At 70.4% G+C, this 19722-nt stretch carries 17 protein-coding genes; 5 read left to right on the top strand and 12 right to left on the bottom strand.

Translation table 11 applies throughout. The annotated features are described in order from the left end of the window. Positions 1-242 precede the first annotated feature (242 nt). From DNK56_RS34045 to DNK56_RS34035, 3 genes are all read right to left on the bottom strand, one after another. Positions 243-1790, bottom strand: coding sequence for a hypothetical protein (locus tag DNK56_RS34045; RefSeq protein WP_111339909.1), 1548 nt, complete (start codon positions 1788-1790; stop codon positions 243-245). Between the two features lie 460 nt (positions 1791-2250). Continuing rightward, positions 2251-2742: a hypothetical protein gene (locus DNK56_RS34040; RefSeq protein WP_111339908.1), complete on the bottom strand. Its 492-nt coding sequence runs from the start codon at positions 2740-2742 to the stop codon at positions 2251-2253. Between the two features lie 285 nt (positions 2743-3027). Then, positions 3028-4296 (bottom strand): ISL3 family transposase, encoded by a 1269-nt coding sequence (locus DNK56_RS34035; RefSeq protein WP_111329909.1) that lies wholly within the window; start codon positions 4294-4296, stop codon positions 3028-3030. Between DNK56_RS34035 and DNK56_RS34030 the strand changes: the two genes are divergently transcribed. Further along, a complete protein-coding gene (locus DNK56_RS34030; protein ID WP_111339907.1) occupies positions 4186-5901 on the top strand; it encodes an FG-GAP and VCBS repeat-containing protein in 1716 nt (571 codons plus the stop codon). The two genes, DNK56_RS34035 and DNK56_RS34030, sit on opposite strands and share 111 nt — an antisense overlap. A 66-nt stretch (positions 5902-5967) precedes the next feature. Here the strand turns inward: DNK56_RS34030 and DNK56_RS34025 are convergent, their stop codons facing one another. Beyond that, positions 5968-6657: a nitroreductase family protein gene (locus DNK56_RS34025; protein WP_111339906.1), complete on the bottom strand. Its 690-nt coding sequence runs from the start codon at positions 6655-6657 to the stop codon at positions 5968-5970. A gap of 151 nt (positions 6658-6808) precedes the next feature. On the opposite strand from DNK56_RS34025, the gene DNK56_RS34020 reads away from it, so the two are divergent. Next, positions 6809-7339, top strand: coding sequence for an Lrp/AsnC family transcriptional regulator (locus DNK56_RS34020; RefSeq protein WP_111339954.1), 531 nt, complete (start codon positions 6809-6811; stop codon positions 7337-7339). A gap of 77 nt (positions 7340-7416) precedes the next feature. Here DNK56_RS34020 and DNK56_RS34015 read toward each other — a convergent pair whose 3' ends face one another. Beyond that, entirely contained in the window at positions 7417-8142 is a 726-nt protein-coding gene (locus DNK56_RS34015) for a S1 family peptidase (protein WP_111339905.1), read from the bottom strand. Positions 8143-8502: 360 nt separating this feature from the next. Between DNK56_RS34015 and DNK56_RS34010 the strand changes: the two genes are divergently transcribed. Continuing rightward, the gene (locus tag DNK56_RS34010) at positions 8503-9228 is read left to right on the top strand and encodes a peptidylprolyl isomerase (protein ID WP_111339904.1); all 726 of its coding nucleotides are present in this window, start codon (positions 8503-8505) and stop codon (positions 9226-9228) included. Between the two features lie 117 nt (positions 9229-9345). Here DNK56_RS34010 and DNK56_RS34005 read toward each other — a convergent pair whose 3' ends face one another. After that, complete coding sequence (locus DNK56_RS34005; RefSeq protein WP_111339903.1) at positions 9346-10149, bottom strand: SDR family NAD(P)-dependent oxidoreductase; 804 nt, start codon at positions 10147-10149, stop codon at positions 9346-9348. A 175-nt stretch (positions 10150-10324) separates the two neighbouring features. Between DNK56_RS34005 and DNK56_RS34000 the strand changes: the two genes are divergently transcribed. Beyond that, positions 10325-10984: a TetR family transcriptional regulator gene (locus tag DNK56_RS34000; RefSeq protein ID WP_199563947.1), complete on the top strand. Its 660-nt coding sequence runs from the start codon at positions 10325-10327 to the stop codon at positions 10982-10984. Between the two features lie 60 nt (positions 10985-11044). On the opposite strand, the gene DNK56_RS33995 is transcribed toward DNK56_RS34000, so the two are convergent. From DNK56_RS33995 to DNK56_RS33970, 5 genes are all read right to left on the bottom strand, one after another. Continuing rightward, entirely contained in the window at positions 11045-11617 is a 573-nt protein-coding gene (locus DNK56_RS33995) for a transcriptional regulator (RefSeq protein WP_111339901.1), read from the bottom strand. 20 nt (positions 11618-11637) lie between these two features. Continuing rightward, on the bottom strand, positions 11638-13263 hold the full coding sequence (locus DNK56_RS33990) for a helix-turn-helix domain-containing protein (protein WP_111339900.1): 1626 nt from the start codon (positions 13261-13263) through the stop codon (positions 11638-11640). A gap of 13 nt (positions 13264-13276) precedes the next feature. Next, positions 13277-13618 (bottom strand): hypothetical protein, encoded by a 342-nt coding sequence (locus DNK56_RS33985; protein WP_241990227.1) that lies wholly within the window; start codon positions 13616-13618, stop codon positions 13277-13279. Between the two features lie 114 nt (positions 13619-13732). Further along, positions 13733-14254 (bottom strand): hypothetical protein, encoded by a 522-nt coding sequence (locus DNK56_RS33980; protein WP_146610541.1) that lies wholly within the window; start codon positions 14252-14254, stop codon positions 13733-13735. An 812-nt stretch (positions 14255-15066) separates the two neighbouring features. Beyond that, positions 15067-17046, bottom strand: coding sequence for an MMPL family transporter (locus DNK56_RS33970; protein WP_241990234.1), 1980 nt, complete (start codon positions 17044-17046; stop codon positions 15067-15069). Between the two features lie 345 nt (positions 17047-17391). Here DNK56_RS33970 and DNK56_RS33960 point away from each other — a divergent pair, with 345 nt between their 5' ends. After that, positions 17392-18141, top strand: a complete 750-nt coding sequence (locus DNK56_RS33960; RefSeq protein WP_111339952.1) for a transposase family protein — start codon at positions 17392-17394, stop codon at positions 18139-18141. Between the two features lie 79 nt (positions 18142-18220). Here DNK56_RS33960 and DNK56_RS33955 read toward each other — a convergent pair whose 3' ends face one another. Continuing rightward, entirely contained in the window at positions 18221-19246 is a 1026-nt protein-coding gene (locus DNK56_RS33955; protein WP_241989709.1) for an IS630 family transposase, read from the bottom strand. Positions 19247-19722 lie beyond the last annotated feature (476 nt).

The following is a 19722-nucleotide window of genomic DNA, read 5'->3' as shown; positions in this document are numbered from 1 at the left end:
TCACCGCGAGGAGTGTCCAGAGGGCCCCACACCGGCCCGCAGTCCTGCGGGATGCTCCTGGGATCGAAGTCGGTGGCTGTCGGTCCTCCTGCGCACGCACCCGTTCTGGTCGTCCTGGCGCACGCACGCCCTCATCCGTGGGCGTGTACGCGCTGCCCCGTGTCGCTGAACCTCGACCGATTGCCGCCGGACGATGCACCTACATGAGGGTTGTTGGCGCTCCGCCCCCCCGTAGAGAAGGGTCACCGGTCGCGGTGGGCCGACCAGCGGTGCACCGGGAGGGAGCGTGGGGGGTCCTGGCTGACGGTGATGGTGGTGATCGTCTCGCCGTCGGAGGCATGGACGTGGATCCAGCCCTGGGCGAAGTCCCGGAGGTCGTCGCGGTCGCCGGTGTAAGTCGGTACGCCGAAGGGGAGGTCGGTGCGGGTGGGGGCGGGCGGCATGCCGTCGGCGAAGGCCGCGAGGCGTTCGGGGCGGTGGCCGCGGTCGCCGATGGTGACCGCGATGACGGTTCCGGCGTGGGTCCGTACCCGCGTTCCGGCGAGGCGGCGTACGTGCTGGGCGAGCGGGTGGTCGGTGTCGAGGCCCAGGACGTCAAGGAACAGGGTGAACTCGCCGGAGCGCCAGCGGTGGATCCGGTGCGAGACGCCGGCCCCGCCGAGGACCGTCGTGATCTCCTTGGGTGCCTCGCCGTCGGGCCCGTACCGGACGACCAGGTCGCGGGGACCGTACCGGTGGAGTTCGGCGCGGCCGCTGATGGCCGCCGGGGGGCCGAGGGCCCGGTGGACGTCGGCGCGCGCGAGGGGGCGGGCCGCCCCGGGGAACAGGGTGTCCGCGTCGAACGTGTCGAGCCGTATCCGGGTGCTCAGGACGCGGCCGTCCTGGACCTGGACCTCCACTCCCCCGTCGCACACGATCAGCCGCCGGGTGACGCCGGACGAGACCGCCCAGCGCCGGGCGGTGCCGCCGGCCAGCCGTACCGCCTCCTGGAACTCCGTGCCCGCTTCGGGGCGGCCGAGCGGGGCGAGGAAGGCACAGATCGGGCCTGCCGGCAGAGGGGCCGGGGCGGGGCGTTCCAGGGTGATCCTCGTGAGGCCGCCGTCGGTGTAGTGGAGCCGTACGCGGTCCCCTTCCATCGGGTACGTGTCCGGGGCGCCCTCCAGCGGGTCGCCCAGGACCGCCCGGGCGCGCTCGCGGTCGCTTCCCGCGTCCAGACCGGCGATCAGCGCGGCGGGGCGCGGGTAGGCGCCGTCGCCGGTGAGGGCGAACGTCAGGGGGTGCCCGCCGTCAGGGCCGGGCACGGCGTCGGGCCCGTGCCCGCCACCAGGCACGGGGCCGCTGTCGGGCCCGGACCGGACGTGGGCGGTGCCGGCGGCCAGTGCGCGCGAGAGGGCCGTCCGCTCCCCGTCCGGGGTGTCGGCGAGGGCGTCGGCGTGGTGCCAGAGCTCGCCGGCGAAACGGGGCGGGATCACGCGCGGGCGGCTGGGAAACCAGCGGCCGGGGGTCCACGCCCCGCCCCTGGGATCGAACAGGCGCAGGTCGTCGTGCTCACCCCGCCAGCACGCCGCCATGAACGGCCTGATCTCCCAGCCGTCGGCGAGCGCCGTCGCGTACTGCTCCTCCGTCAGGGCGAACAGCGCGTCGGCCGATCCGTGCCCGACCTGCTGGTCGACGCCGACCCAGGGACGTCCCGTCGACACCTCCACCCCGATGCTCGGCTCGCGTGCGACCTGCACGAAGCACGTCGTGTCGGGCTTGCGCCGGGTCGCCTTCCTGTCGCGCTTCGCCACCGTCGTCCCGTCCCTCCGTCTGCCCGTCGGCAGGGTACGGGACCCGTCCCGCGACAGCCCCGCCGGACGGCTATGTCTGCCGGACCTGCCCGGACCGCGCGGTGCGAACACGAGGCACCCGCCCCGGATACGGCCACCACCAGGCCCTTCCCGGACTCCCCCCGTCGAAGGCACCGCGATCTGCACCACCTGCCCCGGCCTCTCTCCCAGCCCCTCGACTGCTCGCACTGCGGCTTCGAGACCAAACTCCTCAGCGGCCGACTCTGCAAACGCCGCACCCTCACCAACCAGCTGACCGTCGTGGGTGGCGACCATGCGTCTGCTCAAGGATGTGCAGCCCAACCACACGACGCCCCTCCAGTCGCCTCCGACGTTCGCTGAGGGATCTTTCTTCCGGCAATCGACCATCGGCAGGCGGCGAGTACGGGGCGACGCTTGCCGGCCCGGCGCTTTCCAGCGGCTACTTGCCTCGGGTGTTCTCCAGATACGCGGCGACTCTCGCGCGGTCCTCCTCGATGCGGGCCAGGATGGCCTCCGCCGTGTCCCGGCGCCGTGTTGTCAGCTCCCGATAGACGAGCCAGAGGCCGGTGCGGGCGGCTGCCCTGCACCGGTCACCGAGATCGGTGTTGCCCAAGGCGCGCTCGTCCTCGTCCGGCTCACCCGTGACGATCTGCCGGAGGAGCTCCAGAACGAGGTCGCGGGCGTCCGGAGACAGTTCGCCGAGCAGTCCCGCGAGGAGAACGGGGACGGCGGGGAGGGCCGCGCTGTGCAGTTGTCCCTGCACCACGACAACATTCTCCAGGTCCCAGTAGGCCGCCATGGCCTCGTCCTCGTCCGAGGCCGCCAACAGACGACGCAGCGCGCCGGGCACCTCATGGGACCTGTCGCCCATCGTCCTGTAGTCCGTCCAGACCGTACGGGCGATCTCCACCTCGGCCAGGTTCCTGCTCATCTGTCGCTGCTCCCGTTCTCGTCCCGCAAGTGGGCGGATTCCGTCGGTCGCGCCGCCTTGATCACCAGGAACACCTCACGATCATGTCACCGTGGTCAGGAGGCGGAGTCCGGGTCTCCCCGTCGTCCGACTTGTCACCGCTCGGTGATGGCCCCGACCCGCTCATTTGCCGTGCAACCTTCTCCCCTTCGTACGGGTCTCTCATGCGAGCCCCATACCTCGTACGCCATTGGCTCCGCGTACGCGAGCAAGGAGAATTTGTGGCTCTCCTGTCGGATCCGTGGGTCATCGGTTCGCGGGTTGACGTCCTGGTAGGTGGGGTCGGTGTCCGCCGAGGCTGAGCATGGCGAGGGCGATGAGGGCGGTGGGGTTCTTGAAGCCGAAGGCGATGCGGGTGATGAGCCGGATCTTGGTGTTCATCGATTCGACGAGTCCGTTGGACAGGCCGTGCTCGGCCGCTGCGGTGATCGCGTCCCAGTGCCGGACGATGGAGCGTTGCAGGTCGACGAAGGCGTCGATGCGGCAGCGGCGGGCCCACAGCACCCAGTCCCACAGAGCCTCGGGGGTGTCGGTGCCGGACTTCAGGGCGAGACGGAGTCCCTCCTTCAGGAGGTAGGCGCGGTGGAGGACGGGATGGGCCTTGGCGACGAACTCCAGCTGGGAACGCTGGTACTGCGTGAGATCTTCGGGGTTCTTCCACAGCGCGAAGCGGGCCTTCTTCAGCGACTTCGATCCCGGCGTGGCCCGGCCCTTGCCCTTGCGCTCGGCGTTCCAGACCTCACGGCGCACGACGTCCAGGGCGTCGGTCGCCCACTTCACCGTGTGGAAGGGGTCCATCACGCGCACAGCGTCGGGGCAGTGTGCGGCAACCGGGCCGGTGACCCAGTCCGCCGCGTCGGCCGACACATGCGTGATCCCCGCGGAGCGTTCAGGGCCGAGGAGGTCGAAGAACTTGTTCAAGGTGGCCCTGTCCCGCCCGGGTTCGGCCCACAGCAGACGGCCCGAATCATGGTCCACGACGACAGTCAGGTACTTGTGCCGCTTCTTGTAGCTGATCTCGTCGATCCCGATCCGCCGCAGTCCGGCCAGCCGGTCGGCCTGCGCCTCGGCATCCGACCAGACCCGGGCGACCACGGCGCCGACCGTGCGCCATCCGATCCGCATCAGCCGGGTGACGGCCGTCTTCGAGCAGCAGGTGGCCAGCCAGGCGGCCTGCGCGTCGAAGGCGTAGGTGTGGCCGGCCCGGTGCCGGGCCCAGGGCACCGCCGCCACGGTCACCCCGTGCTCGGGGCAGGACACCCGCGGCGCGTCGGCCTCGATGAACGCCTTGAGTACCCCGACGTCCAGGGCCCGCCAGCGACGGCGTCCCTCTCCGGCGTCGTACTTCGCCGCCTTGCGGCCGCACACCCCGCACCGCTGCCGCCGTCCCCGAGCCGGACGGGCATGAGCGACGATCACCAGATCGTCGCCGCTGTCGGCCTCCTCGGCCTCGACCTGCTCGATCACCGTCTTTTCGACATCGAGCAGCCTGGCCCATATCCTCGTGTTCCGCACGCCGTACCTGGTTCTTCCGTTTCGTACCTTCAGCAGTCGAAACGTACTCCGGGTGCGGCGTGTTCTGCGCATACCCCCAGGTCAGCGACCCACGGAAGCGACAGGAGAGCCGAATTTGTGGGCATACGCACCACGCTGGCCATAGCTGTCTGTGCTGCCACGGCGCTGTCGGGTGGTACGGCCGTCGCGGCTCCCGGCGGCACGTCCGCGGGGGCTGCCGGTGGCACGGCGGCAACGACCGTGCGCGAGGACTTCAACGGGGACGGCTATCAGGATCTTGCCGTCGCCGCTCCCGCCGCGACGGTCGCCGGCCACTCCTCGGCCGGCTATGTCGCCGTCAGCTATGGATCGGCCAAGGGTCTGAGCGCGGCGAAGACCACGGTCATCGATCAGAACACCCCGGGCGTGCCGGGAGCGCCCGGGAAGAATCACGGGTTCGGCTACCGGTTGGCCGCTGAGGACCTCGATCACGACGGGCTGACCGATCTCGCTCTGGTGACCCATGAACGGTTCGTGGGCGAGGGTTACGCCATCAACGGCTCCGTCATTCTGCTGTGGGGCAGTACCGGTGGCATCACCGGGAAGGGTGCGGTCCGTATACCGGTCGAGCCCGACTACCAGATCGGGGACAACCTCACCGCCGGTGATTTCGACGGTGACGGTGCGACGGACCTGATGATGCTGAATGGAGACAGCGGGCGGCAGCGTGACGTGCTCCACGGCCCGTTCACCCGTAAGGGGGTGCCCGCCCGCGAGCGGGGGATCTTCATGACCGATACCGACAATGACATGTCGAACACCGCTGCCGGCGACTTCAACGGCGACGGCATCGACGACCTGTGCACGTTCTTCACGTACCAGAACCACGCCGAGGGCGGCAAGCTGTGGCTGGGCACCCCGAAGGGCCTGTCCGCGAAGTCGATCCCCCTCCCGAGCGCCGCGGCCACCGCGGTGGGTGACTTCGACAAGGACGGCAAGGACGACCTCGCCACGCGGGTGGTCCCGAACGGCAATACGGAGAACCTGCCCACCGATTCCGGAACCATCAAGGTCTACTACGGTTCCGCGTCCGGCCTGAGCACCACCCGGACGAAGACGATCACCCAGAACACCGCGGGCGTGCCCGGGGTGAGCGAGAAGGGCGACCAGTTCGGCGCGCGGCTGAGCGCGGGTGACGTCAACGGCGACGGTTACGCCGACCTGGCGGCGGGTGTGCCGTTCGAGGCCATCAAGACGACCAAGGCGGCGGGCGCGGTGGTGCTGCTGAAGGGCGGAGCCGGTGGTCTGAGCGGTACCGGTTCCAAGTCCTTCCACCAGGCGTCGACCGGGGTGCCGGGTGTCGCGGAGGCCGGTGACCACTTCGGTGGATCGGTCCGGCTGCTCGACACCAACAAGGACGGCAGGGCGGACCTGATCGCCGGTGCCCCCGACGAGGAGCTCGAGGCCGTCGCCGACGGCGGTGCGGTGTGGTGGCTGCGGGGTGTCTCCTCGGGCCTGACCGCGACGGGCTCCGTCGCCTTCAATCCTGTGGACCTGGGCGCCCCGGTGCGCAAGGCCCGCTTCGGCCTGAACCTGTCCAACGACAACGGCCCGAGCATCGGCTGACGTACCCGCCGAAAGCGGGGTGGTGCCGGGCCGCGACCGCGGGCCGGCACCACCCCGGTCGGGTGGTCAGTCCTTTTGGTGGGGGCTCTCGGCGATCGCCTCCGTCAGTGGCTTGCGGGCCAGGGCCGGGACTTCGCAGTCGGCTGCGGCGTAGCCGACGGGGAAGAGGATGTAGGGACGTTCGTTGCCGGGACGTTCGCAGATCTCGGTGAGGAAGCCCATCGGGTTGGGTGTGTGCGTCAGGGTGCTCAGTCCCATCGCGTGCAGGGCGGCGATGAAGAAGCCGCACGCGATGCCGACGCTCTCGTTGACGTAGTAGTTCTTGCGCAGGGAACCGTCCGGCATCGCCGTGCTCTTCTCGGCGAAGCAGACGACGATCCACGGCACGACGTCGAGGAAGCTCTTGTCGGAGTCCGTCTCCAGGCGGGCGAGGGCGGCGCGCCACTCGGGCGGGATGCGTCCCCCTTCGTAGTTGACCTGTTCCTCCTCCTCGGCCGCGACCCGGATGCGGTGCTTGGTCTCGGCGTCGCCGATCACGGCGAACTTCCACGGCTGGAAGTGGGCGCCGGAGGGGGCGGTGTTCGCGGCCGCGACAGCGAGGTCGATGCAGGCGCGCGGGACCGGCTCGTCGCTGAAGAACCGCACACTGCGCCTGCCGTCGAGAAACGACACGAAGTCTTCCCCCCGCCGGACCATCTCGGCCTCGTCGTACCGGTCGGGCCGGTACGGGACGAACGGGTGGGTGTGCTGCCTCATGGTTCTCCTCTCGCCCACGGCCCTTGCCGTGCCCGGGGCACACAGAGTGGAGCGGTGGTAGACGATCAGGCAATAGCTGGGCAGTTTCCTTGCTAATCTGACAAGAGATGGGGCGTATGGGTGTCCCCGGAGTGGCAGATCGGCTGGTGTGGTGGCGCGACGAGGACTCGACCGGCTCGACGGCCGGATGCTGTGCATGCTCCGTGAGCGCCCGCGCGCGGGCCTGCTGGAGATCGCGCGCCAACTCGGTGTCGCCCGGGGCACGTTGCAGGCACGGCTGGACCGGCTGACGGAGTCCGGCGTGGTGACCGGTTATGGACCGGACGTGGATGTCGCCGCTCTCGGCCACGCGGTCCAGGCGTTCACCACCTTCGAGGTGGACCAGCCCGCCCGCGAGGCCATCGCCGCGCGGCTGCGGGCCGTGCCGCAGATCCTGGAGGCACATGTGGTGACGGGTTCCGGCGACATCTGGTGCCGGATCGCGGGCACGAGCAACCAGCACGTGCAGCGGGTGATCGACCACGTCCTGGAGGTGCCGGGGGTCCGGCGCAGCGCGACGGTCATCGCACTGAGCCCGGTCATCCCCTACCGGGTCCAGCCCCTGGTCGACGCGGTGGCCGGGACCGCGCCGGGCGCCGGGGATTCCGGAGGGCTCGGGGGTCCCGCTGCCGACGGGGTGTGAAGCGCTCCTCACGCGGCAGGCGGGGGTGTGGTCGTCCCACACCCCCGCCGCCGGTTCTCATGATGTTCCGGGCCGGCTCAGACGCCCGCGATCGACTGGATCCAGGAGCGGTACGCGGTCACGTTGGTGTAGGCCGTGGTGCTCTGGCGGTCGCTGGTGGAGGCTACGCCGACCTGGACGCCGCCCGCCATCATGGGGCCGCCCGAGTCGCCGCCCGCGGTGATGCCGTTGCCCCAGCTCGCGCAGATCGCGGAGCCGCCGTAGGCGTCCGTGCAGCCGCGGGTGACCGTGACGTTGGCGACCTTCAGGTAGCGGGACTGGCAGTTGATCTCCGAGCCGCACCGGGAGGTGGCGCCCCAGCCGTACACCTGCACGCTCTGACCGACCCGCACGGTGCCCGGCTGCCCGAGGGGGGCGTACGAGGCCGACACCGACCGGTCGAGACGGACGAGGGCCAGGTCCGCGCCGTGGGTGTAGGTCTGGACGCCGTTGGCGACGGTTCCGCCGCTGTACTGGTCCAGGCTGCCTACGCGGAAGGCGAGCCCGCCGCCGCTGACGCAGTGCTTGGCGGTGAGAATCCAGGTGGGGGCGATGATGGTGGACGAACAGGTTTCCTGGCCGTTGGAGTACAGCCGGGCGGCCCAGGGGGCGCTGCCCGCGTATCCGCCACCGATGATGGGCTGCGGACCCTTGGTGATCGCCGGGGCCGTCACCGGGGAATCGGCGGCGGCGGGCGGGGAGAGCAGGGCGAAGACGGTGATCACCGCGGCGGCGAGTACGGACGCGAGTCTGGAGAGGCGCAAGATTCCTCGATCCTGAAGACACGTTCTGTGAACGTGTGAGGGTGGGGGGACGGCCTGCGGCCGTGTGCATGGCGAACACCCGGCGCCATGACGGCAGTTGGGGCAACGAGTCACGGCCGGGTGTTCGACATGGACATGACCTATCCTCGCCGAGGCGCGACCGGGCCGCCTACTCACACCTGGCCATAACGCCGGTGTTATGACCTCTCGCGCCCCCCGCCGCCGCCCCCGCTGCCGCCCGCGGCTCCGCTCCGATCGCGGAGGAGGGGAATGTGGCTTGCGGACGGGTACTCGCCCGAGGGGTCGCGCCTTAGACTGCGACCGCTCCGAAACCTGACGATCTTCTGGAGGGTGTGCAGGATGAACCGAGGTCTCATGACCACGCTGGCGGCGTTAACGCTGGTCGTGTCCGGGGGCGGCGCCACCGCCTCCGCTTCCGATGCCCCGCCGCGGACCACGCACGGTCCTTGCCGGTACGCCCAGACACCGGACGACCCGGCGGCGCGGCACGTTCCGCTGCCGCGCGACCCGCGGCACACCCCCAGTCACGGCACGGTCGATGTGGCCGTCCCGACCAGCCAGGGGCCGCTTCCCCTGCGTCTGGACCGGGCGAAGGCCCCCTGCACGGTCCAGAGCTTCGTGCACCTGGCGCGGCACCGGTTCTACGACCGTACGGTGTGCCATCGGCTGACGGCGTATCCGACGCTGAAGGTCCTGCAGTGCGGCGACCCGACCGGCACCGGTGAGGGCGGACCGGGGTACGCGTACAAGGACGAGCTGCCGGTGGACCTGCCGCCGGCGCCCACTGATCCGACCGGCACCCGTCGCGTCTACGAGCGCGGCTTGCTGGCGATGGCCAACGCCGGGCCGAACACGAACGGTTCGCAGTTCTTCGTCGTCTACGGTGACTCCGTACTGCGGCCGGACTACACGGTGTTCGGTACGGTCGGCGCCGCCGGTCTGAAGACGCTCGACAAGATCGCCGCCGGCGGGATCGTACCGACCGCGCAGGACCCGGCGCCCGTCGACGGCACGCCCGTACTGAGGACCGAACTGCGCAAGGTCCGGCCTTTCTGGTGGTTCTGACGAACCGTGCTCCGCGTCACCGCTGGGCCGGTATGGCGTAGTGCCGAGGGCTGTCCTGTGACCTGTAGTCACGGGACAGCCCTTGGTTCCTGTCCTCCAGGCCGGTGGGGGGCGGGATCAGAAGTGGGTGCCGCCGTCGATGCGGATCTCGGTGCCGGTGATGAACCGGCCGTCCTCCGACGCCAGCATCGCGACGACCGACGCCACCGTCTCCGGGCCGGCGAATCCCTGGCCGAGCGCCGGGGAGAGCTTCGCGAACAGGCTCATGTCGGCGTCCTCGGGCAGGCCCGGGCCGAGGCTCTGTCCGCTGGCCCCGCTGCCGTCCGTCATGCCGGAGGAGATGGAGCCGGGCTGCACGGCGGTGAAGCGGATGCCGCGGCTCGCGTACTCGGAGGCCAGCGCGTGGGTCATGGACTGGATGCCGCCCTTGCTCGCGGCGTAGGCGGCCATGTAGGGGTGCGCGAAGACGGCCGAGGTCGAGCTGAAGTTGACGACGGCCGCGTCCTCGCCCTCCAGGAGCGCCGGGATCGCCTCGCGGATCACCAGGAACGTGCCGACGAGGTTCACGGTCAGGACGCGGGTGAAGTCCGCGAGGCTGGTCTTCTCGGTGTGCGAGGAGCGCAGGATGCCGGCCGCGTTGACGAGGACGTCCAGCCCTCCGAGCGCGTCGGTCGCGGCCCGGACGCCCTCGCGCACCGAGGTCTCGTCCGCGATGTCGACGACCAGGGTGGTGAGCCGGTCCGCGTGGGCGCCGGCCTTGTCCAGGGTGTCCTTCAGGCCCGGCTCGCTGACGTCCGCCGCGACGACGGTGCCGCCCTCCGCGAGCAGGCGCAGCACGGTGGCCTGGCCGATGCCCGAGCCACCGCCGGTGACCAGGGCGCGACGGCCGTCGTAGCGGAGGGAGTGGTTCTTGTGGGTCATGTGCGCTCTCCTACTCGGCCCGGCGACGTCGTCGGTCAGGCCCTTTCCGGCGCCCGTCGCGGCCTGTTCTGCCCGCCGGCGCCCTTGCCTTCCACTTCACCGTACGCCTAGGTGGCACGTTTTGCCATCTTGTCACGACATGCCTCCGGGTGGTCGCAGGCCGTACGCTTCTGGGGTGAGTACCGAGCCATCGCCCCCGTCGCTGACCGAACGTCGCAAGGCCGCCACGCAGCTCGACATCGCCCACGCCGCGGCCGAGCTCTTCGCCACCCGGGGCCCGGAGGCCACCACGGCGGAGGAGATCGCCCGGCGGGCGGGGGTCGCGCTGCGGACCTTCTACCGGTACTTCCGCTCCAAGCAGGACGCCGTCGGCCCGCTGCTCACGGTCGGCGCCGACCAGTGGCGCGCGCTGCTGGCCGAGACGCCGCCGGGCACCGCGCTGGGGCCGGCGCTGCGCGACGCGGTCGAACGGTCGCTGGCCACACCGGACCCCCGGGCCACGGAGGCGCTCCTGCGCACCCGGGGGCTGCTGCGCGCCGCGGCGGACGATCCCGCGCTGCGCGCCGTCTGGTACCGCGTGAATCAGGAGTCGGAGGAGTTGCTCGTCCCGGTCATCGCCCGGCTGACGGACGGCCGCCGCGACCCGCTGGACGTACGCCTGGTCGCGGCGGCGGCCACCGACGCCATCCGGATCGCCCTGGAGGTCTGGTCCGCCACCGAGGCGGCGACCGAGGGGCCCGGCTCGCCCGCCGACCTGGCGGTGCGCTGCCTGCGGCGTCTGCTGGGCGGCATGGTCACGGCGCGGGACGAGGACGACGCCGACCCGCTGCACTGATCGGGGCGGCCGGGGCGGGCACGGCCCGGTCCCGATCTCCCGGGCAGCCGCGCCGCGCGGTCAGGCGGCGAAGCCGATGTTGGTGACGTACTCGTACTGGCCCCATTGCGAGCCCAGGTCGACGATCTGGTCGGTCCAGGCGTCGTCCAGGGCGCGGGTGTCGCCGGTGGACCAGGCGTCGACGAGGGCTTCCCAGTGGCGGATGTTGAGGGTGCGGAACTCCACGACCCGCTGGCGCGGCCGGCTCACGCCGGACTGGTTGAGCGGGTGGATCTCGACGCGGGTGCCACGTCCGGCGCGGTTGAGGCGGGCCAGGAGGTAGCGGGCGACGTTGCGGCGGCGCAGGGTGCGGTAGGCGATTTCGATCCGGGAGAGGTTCTGCCTCGTCGGGTTGCGGGTGCCTGCCAGCCACGCCTTCAGGGTGCGGTCGGTGACGGTCAGGCCCGCGTCCCGGGCGGCGGCGCGGGCGTGCGGGGTGCGGGTGAGGTAGCGCAGGCGGGCCATGAGGCCGCGCCGGGTGGTGACGGGGGTGGTGATGAAGTCGGCGAGGCTGTCGAGGCGGTGGGCCAGGATTTCGTGGCCCTTGACTCCCGTGGCACCGTACTTGCCGAACTCGTGCGTACGCTCAGGCACTTGAACTCCCTTCCGCCCCGTCAGTTCTCGGCGTCGTCGTCATCGTCGTCGTCCTGTCCGGCGGCGGCCGGGTCGGCCGGTTCGGTGCCGATGGTGTAGACGTCCTTCACCTTCACCTCGAAGACGCCCCGGCCTTCGGGGAAGACACGCCGCCAGTCGCCGATGACGTGCAGCTCGTCGGTGCCCATGACGCGGACCGGTGTGAGGCCCTCGTCGTGTGCCTTGTACGCCTTCGTCCAGAGGTTGGCGAACGCCTGGGAGCGGATCAGGTGCATCCAGTCCGGACGGTACAGCTCCCGGTTGTAGTTCGACTCCCCCATCGTGGAGACGAACTTGGAGTACATCGCCTTCACGTACTCCAGTGTCACCTCGTCCCCCTCGGCGATCGCGGTGTCGCGGGCGTCCTTGAGGGCGACGCGGAACTTCTCCAGCAGGTTCTCCGTCGCGCCCGAGGTGAACGACTCGTGGATCTCCGGCGGGTCGCACAGGGCGTACTTCGGCCCGGCCAGGCGCAGCAGGAGGCGCAGGGTCGGTTCGGTGACCCACAGGGGGCCGGGTTCGTCGCGGTTGCCGATCGGGTTGGGCAGGTGGGCGCCGTGGTCCCAGGCGGGCGGGGTGATGAGGTGGACGCCGGCGCGGCGGCGGTCGTGTGTGTTGCCGCTGGTGTGTTCCAGCTGGCCGATCGGGAGGTGGGTCTTGAGCGCGGACAGGTAGGCGCCGTTGATGTCGAGGGCGGTGACCTCGTGCAGGCCGGGCGGCAGTCCGGGCCTGGCCCACTTGGGGCGGGCCTCCCAGATCTGGTCGGCGCCGCGGGCGGTCTGCTTGCGCAGGATGTCCGGAATCCAGGGGTGGGCGACGATGTCGTAGCGTCCGCCCTTGCGGGTGTCGTCCAGCAGGGCCATCGCGTCCGGGATCGCCCGTTTGACCAGGGCGGCGGTCGCCGCCTTGATGTCGCCGTCGTGCCGGACGAGGGCCTCGTTCGCGGCTGCCGCGATCAGGCTGTGCGGGCCGGTGTCGGGGGCGGTTCGCGTACGGCGTCCGGGGGGTGACGGGGTCCTGGACGGCGCGGACCGGCCGGACGGCTTGTCCGCGGAGTGTGCCGGCCGGTCCGCGGGGGTGGCGGGTGCGGCCGGGGCGGGGGTCGCCGGGGCGGGGGTCGCCGGGGCTGGGGTCGCCGGGGCGCACTCGGCGGGGTCGAGGTGCTGGGGGAAGCCGGCGACCTGGTGGCGGGCCGGATGACCGCACAGGACACAGGGCTCGGGCCCGGCCAGGGCCTCGACGTCGTCCGCCTCGCCGCTCGGCACGGGGGCGGCGGGCCCGACCGCCGGGTCGCTCTCGTCCGGCGCGTCCTGGGACGGGGCGGCCTGGGGCGGGGCGGCCTCCTCGCCGGGCTCCGGGGCGGGCGGGGCGAGTTTCGCGGCCAGGGCGTCCAGGAGGTAGGCGTACTTCGTCCTCAGTTCCCCGGTCGGGTTCCGGCCGGTCTCCCAGCCCGTGACCGTGGACGGGTTCACGCCGAGCGCCCTGGCCACCTGGGCCTTCGACAGGCCGGCCTGTTCGCGCAGGGCGCGGCGCAGGTGGGCCTCGGGGAGTTCGGGCCGGGGGGTGAGGGAGGCGAGCAGCGAGTCGATCGCGGCGAAGTCGCTCATCGGTCTGCCGCTCTCAGATGTAGGTGACGGGGTTGCGGGACAGGTGGGGGTTGGAGGTGGGGCGTCCCACGCGCGGGTCGCCGCGCAGCAGGTCGCCCTCCAGGGCGTAGCGGGCGCCGTGCTTGGAGATCCCGGTGACCTTCGCGACGGCGAGAACCGTGCCGTCGGTGTTGATGATCTGCACCTCGTCCTGGGACAGGGCCCGGTCGGCGTTGAACTTCCAGATGCCGCGGCCCGCCTGCCAGGCTTCGTCCTCGCTCATTCCGGGGCGCCATCCGAGCACGGCCCGTCCCAGGCCGTCGCCGTTGCCGGCGGGCCGCTCGGGCCCCAGCTGGATCTGTAGCACCTCACCCACCCGCCCCACACTACTCTTTTACTTGTTGCAAAGTTACCAGCGGGCCGGGTGGTCTCTCGACCCGGGGCGCCGGTCGTCGGCCGGGGTGCGCCAAGGGGTGTCTGACGAATCCCCCTAGCCGCAGTCGCTGGAGGGGTCCGTTTTGCGCTGGAGTTTCCAGGTGGTGACCAGGTCGTCTCCGCCGGGGCGACCGGCTGTGCCCGCGTCTATCCGGTCCAGGACCGAGCCGGGCTTCATCTGCCACCAGTTGCCCGAGGCGTCGCGGAACTGGAGGACGAGCACGGCGTCCGCGCGGACCTCTGCCTGGTGGGAGCCGAAGGTGAACCAGTCGAGCCGGCAGGAGTGGACCTCGTCGAACTGGACCCGCTGGACGGTCTCGTCGCCCACTTCCAGACGGACCGTCACCCCCATGATGCGGGTGTCCTGCTGGTTCTCGACCAGCAGGCCGGTCGGGGCGGTGGCGGGGCCCGTCCAGAACACGTTGACCTTCATCGCCTCGCGCACTTCGTCCTCGGCCTGCTGCGTGTAGTCGCGGTACAGGGCGAATACGGAGAGCCCCACCGCGAGCAGCACACCCAGTGAGTTGATCCACTCATGGACGGAACTCGAACTCCCGCCTCTACCAGACGTGTTCATGTCCAGATATGTAGCACAGAAGCGGTCGCGTGGACCCCCCTGCGACGGAACCGGACGTCCGGAGGCCGGGGTGAGAAGGGGCTCCGCCGTACGGCGGAGGCCGGGGGGCGGAATCTCGTGCCGGGGCGGGCGGCAGCTCGTTCCCGGAGTCGACGACGGGGGGCGAACCGGCCCGGAGGATGGTGCGCATGACTCCTCGTCAGACCGTCGCCGTCGTTCCGTCCGTGCCCCGCCGGGCGGTCCGGGCCGCCCACCTGTGCGCACTCGTCGCCCTGCCGACCGGCGTCTGGCGCCTTCTCCTGGCGACAGGGCATCCGGCCGGCTACACCGTGGAGGGCTACGCGGCGATGGACTTCACCGGCAGGGGCACGGTGTACCTCATCGGTCTCAGCGTGGTCAGCGAGGTGGTCGCGCTGCTCGCCCTCGGTCTCGTACGGCCCTGGGGCGAGGTGTTGCCCCGCTGGGCGCCGGTGCTCGGCGGGCGTACGCTCCCTCGCCTCGCGGTCGTGATCCCCGCCGGCCTCGGGGCCCTCGCCCTGACGGTGCTGTGGACACCGCTGCTCGCCTGGTGGTCGCTCCCGCACGACGATCTGACCGCGCGGGGCAGGCTCGTCGTGGGCCTGCTCTATCTGCCGCTGATCGCCTGGGGGCCGCTGCTCGCGGCCGTGACCGTCTCGTACGACCGCAGGCGCGGCGGAAGGTGGCCGGGCGCGGATTATTACGGCGTAATAAATGGCGGGCGCCCGGACAGCTCGTCGCTGTCCGGGCGCCCGGTCGTGCGGGTCGTGCGTGCCGGTCGTCCGGCGGTCGGGTCAGACGGTGGACGGTTCCTCGGTCCGGCTCTTGACGGGGTTGCGCGGCTGCGTCTGCTCCTGCGTCAGGCCCGGTCGCCAGAAGCGGGGGCCCAGGTCCAGGGCGAGGGCGGGGACCAGCAGGCTGCGTACCAGGAACGTGTCGAGGAGGATGCCGACCGCCACCAGCAGGCCCTGCTGCAGTGCGCTCACCGTGGGGATCGCCGCGAGGACGCAGAACGTGGCGGCCAGGATCACGCCCGCCGACGTGATGACACCGCCGGTCACCGTCACCGCGGTGAGGATGCCGTCGCGGTGCCCGCGCAGGCGCACCTCTTCCTTCGCGCGTGTCATCAGGAAGATGGTGTAGTCGATGCCCAGCGCCACCAGGAAGATGAAGCCGAACAGCACCAGGCCGCGGTCGATCTTGCCGTGGTCGAGTGCGTGGAACAGCAGGGACGCCGTACCGACGGCCGCCCCGAACGACAGCACCACGGACGCGAGCAGCACCACGGACGCGATGGCCGCCCGCAGCAGGATCAGAAGCATCACCAGCACCACCGCGAGGATGAGCGGGATCAGCAGCGCCTCTTCGTCGCCCTGCGCCTCGGAGACGTCGAGCGCCACGGCGCTCTGGCCGCCGACGACGGCGTCGGCCGCCGGGCCGGACGAGTCGGACAGGGCCGTCCTGATGTCCTGGATGGTGTCCTTGGCCGCCGCGGAGTCCGGGGCGTCGCGGAGCACCGCCGCCAGATGCGTCCAGCCGCCCTTGGCCACCTGGGTGTCGACGGAGACCACGCCGGGCACCTTGGCGACGACGGCCTTCGCGGTCGCGGCCCCGGCGTCCTGGACGTAGACGTCCGCGGGGGCGGACGAGCCGGCGGGGAAGTGCTTGGCCAGGACCTGCTGGCCGGTGACCGAGTCGACCTTGCCGGTGAACTGCTCCGCCTGGGTCTGGCCGGTCTGCACGCCGGTGATGCCCAGCGCCATGACGCCCAGCACCAGCGCGGTGCCGACCCACACCATGCGCGGGCGACGGCCCACGACGGCGGCGATCTTCGCCCAGGTGCCGTGCTCCTGGCCGGAGTTCGGGTCGTATCCGGCGGTGACGCGCGGCTTGGCGGGCCAGAAGACCCAGCGGCCCAGGATCACCAGCAGCGCCGGCAGCAGCGAGGTCATGGCGAAGAACACCAGGACCACGCCGATGGCGACGACCGGTCCCAGACCCTGGGTGCTGTTCATGCTGCCGAACACCAGGCACAGCGAGGCGATCGTCACCGTCGCGGCGGAGGCGGCCAGGGCCGGCAGCGAGCCGTGCACGGCCAGTGCCATCGCCGTGTGGCGGTCCTCGTGCCGGTGCAGCTCCTCGCGGTAGCGGGAGACGAGCAGCAGGGCGTAGTCGGTGCCGACGCCGACCGAGAGCACCATCAGCACGTAGGCGCTCTGGCCGTTGACCATCAGGCCGGCGTGCTTGGCGAGGAGGTAGACCACGCCGCTCGCCACCTGGCTGGCCAGCCCGACGGTGATCAGCGGGATCAGCCACAGCACCGGGCTGCGGTAGGTCAGGAGGAGCAGGACCGCCGCCACGGCGAGCGCGATGCCCAGCAGGGCGCCGTCCATGCCGGAGTAGACGTCGGCGAAGTCGGTGATGCTTCCGGCCTCACCGGTGATCTTGACGTCGAGGCCGGCGGGGATGCCGTCGGCGGTGATCTCGCCGGCTTCCTTGACCTTGTCGGTGAGGACCGCGTTGTCGCTGGGCGAGGTGCGCAGCGGAACGCTCACGAAGGCCGCGACCTTGTCGTCGGAGACCACGGCGGGCGTGACGTCGCCGACGGCCACCTGGTCGGCGAGCCGGGTGCGGTCGCCGTCGATCCGGGACAGGTCCGCCGGGGTGAGACCGCCCTCGCGGGCGTAGACGATGACCGCGGTGCTGGTGTCCTTGTCCGCGAAGTACTCCTCCGCGAGCTGTACCGCCTTGGTCGACTGGGCGCTCGACGGCAGCTATGCCTCGGGGTCGTTGTCCTGCACGTCCGCGAGGCCGGCGGCCAGCGAGCCACCGACGCCCATGAGCAGGAGCCACAGTACGAGCACGACCCACTTGGAGCGCCGGCCGGCTACGAAGGCAGCGTATCGATTCGTAACGGTGGGTGGGGGAACGGGCGGTGGAACCGTTTCTGTGGGGGATGGTGCCGTGGTCTGGGTCGTCATGTGACGCTCACTGAGCGTTTTCAGGGTGGCCACTGATCGGGTGACGGGCCGGTGTGGAGTCGGGGTGCGCAACGGACAGGGCCCCCGTGCCGTTGAGGGAGGTGTTCGACGTCTCAACTCAGCAGCACAGGAGCCCTGTTGGTTCCCTATCCTGCCGCACTCGACCTGCCCCACGCCCTGGTCGAGTGGGTCACTATGCTCATCGTCACCCGCGAGGGTGGCCGGCGGTGCAAACTTCCGCCGCATCGCCGTGCGCTGATCGCACTCGTGTACCTGCGCCGCCACGACACCCTCGTCCAGATCGCCGGAGCCTTCGGTATATCCGTCGGCACCGCCCACGCCTACGTCACTGCAGTGACCGGCCTGCTCGCCGAGCAGTCGCCGGGCCTGCTGAAGACGCTACGCGCGCACGACCCGGACTTCGTTCTCCTGGACGGCACGCTCGCCGAGTGCGACCGCGTCGGAGACGGCAGGGCCGACTACTCCTCCAAGCACAAGCGGCACGGCGTGAACGTGCAGGTCGTCACCGACCCGGTAGGCAAGATTCTGTGGCTGTCGCCGGCACTGCCCGGCAGGACCCACGACCTGACCGCCGCCCGCACCCACAAGATCCTCCGAATCTGCGAGCGCCAGGGCGTCCCAGTCCTCGCCGACATGGCCTACATCGGCGCCGGCGACTGGGTCACCACCGCCAAGCGCCGACCACCAGGCGGTGAACTCACCGTCACCGAGCAGACCCTCAACCGAGCTCTGTCTGCGGCCCGGGCGCCCGTCGAGCGCGGCATGGCACGGCTGAAGTCCTGGCAGATCTTCCGAAGATCCCGCATCAGCCCCAACCGCATGAGCGTCATCACGAAAGCCGTTCTCACCCTGGAGAGGCAACGCTGAAAGAGCTCACTGAGTGTCAGGAGCCGTGGAGCGGGGGCTCGTACGGATTCGGAACTAGTGTCTTGTGATCCGGTTCGTGTCAGTTCGAGTTGTTATTGACGAGTTTCCTCACTCTGGTCGCGACGAGCCGGACCTTTGCGAGGATCTCGCCGGTGGTCGCGGTCCAGGTGAAGGGTTTCGGGTTCTGGTTCCAGGAGTTGATGTAGTCGCGGATCTGCTTGACCAGGACGTGGACACTGGAGAAGGTGCCGCGACGGATGGACTGCCGGGTGATGATCCCGAACCAGATCTCGATCTGGTTCAGCCAGGAAGAGCCGACGGGGGTGAAATGGAAGTGCACGTGAGGGTTCTTCTCCAGCCACGCCATCACGTCCGGGGTGGTGTGCGTGGACAGGTTGTCCAGCACGATATGGATCTCCTTGCCGGCGTGCGGTTTCACCACCTTCTTCAGGAAGGCCAGGAAGTTCGCCCCGTTCCGGTTCGGCTTGCATTCGCCGAGTACTTCGCCGGTGGCGATATTCAGCGCGGCGAACAGGTTCGTGGTGCCGTGCCGCACGTAGTCGTGGGTGCGCTTCTCGGTGGCGGCGAAGGCCACGGGCAGCACCGGCTGGGTCCTGTCCAACGCCTGCACCTGCGTCTTCTCGTCGACCGACAGGACGACAGCGCCCCCGGGCGGGTCCAGGTACAGACCGACGATATCGGCGACCTTCTCCGCGAACGCCGGGTCTTTCGACAGTTTGAAAGTGCCCGACCGGTGCGGCTTCAGGTTCTCCTCCCGCCAGACACGGGCGATGTAGTGGAAGGACACCTTGATGCCCTCGCGCCGCTTCAGGTGATCGGCCAGTGTGCGCGTGGACCAGTGCGACAGTCCCGATTCCGGTGGCGGAGTCATCCGCGTCAGCGCGATCACCCGGCTGCGGGTCTGCGGCGGCACCTGCTCCTTTCCGCCACCGCGCTTCCTTTCCACCAGGCCCGCCACACCGTTCTCCACGTACCGGGTCCTGGTGCGGTCCACCGTTCGGGCGGACACCCCCGCCAGTTCGGCGATGTCCTTACGGCGGCGGCCCTCGCCCGCCCACAACACGATGCGGGCTCGCAGAGCCACATCCGCAGTCACATGCCGGTCCGCCGCCAACGTCCGCAATTCCGCGGCCTGTTCCGAAGAGAGGTTCACACAGTGTCCAACGAACCAAAGAGCTTCAGGTGACATGAACCGGATCACAAGACACTAGGCGTACAAGTTGTTCACCAACGGGGTGGAGTCCCGGTGGAGTGTCCCTGGAGCCGGCTTGATCTCGTATTCCGTCGCCGGGTAGTGGTCCTTTCCGGCCGGATTCGCTTGCGCGGCCGGTTTCTTTCGTCGGCTGTACGGTCTCCCGGCGGTGCATGAGATTTCCTGGAGTTATGACACAGGCGCACATGAGTTTCGCTTGAGCGGTGACACAGGCGCGCCGGAGTCTCCGACATCAGTCCTGTTCAGCGCATTGGGGGTGCTTCCTGCGGGAACGCTTCCCTTGTTCTCCGGTCCCCCGCGCGGGGCGGAATCCGTCAGTCTGGTAAGGCACGGACGAATGAAGAGAA

The sequence above is a fragment of the Streptomyces sp. AC1-42W genome (genome assembly GCF_003248355.1).
Lineage (GTDB): Bacteria > Actinomycetota > Actinomycetes > Streptomycetales > Streptomycetaceae > Streptomyces.
The sequence above is the reverse complement of the archived record's forward strand: the minus strand, read 5'-3'. Positions and strand labels throughout refer to the sequence as shown.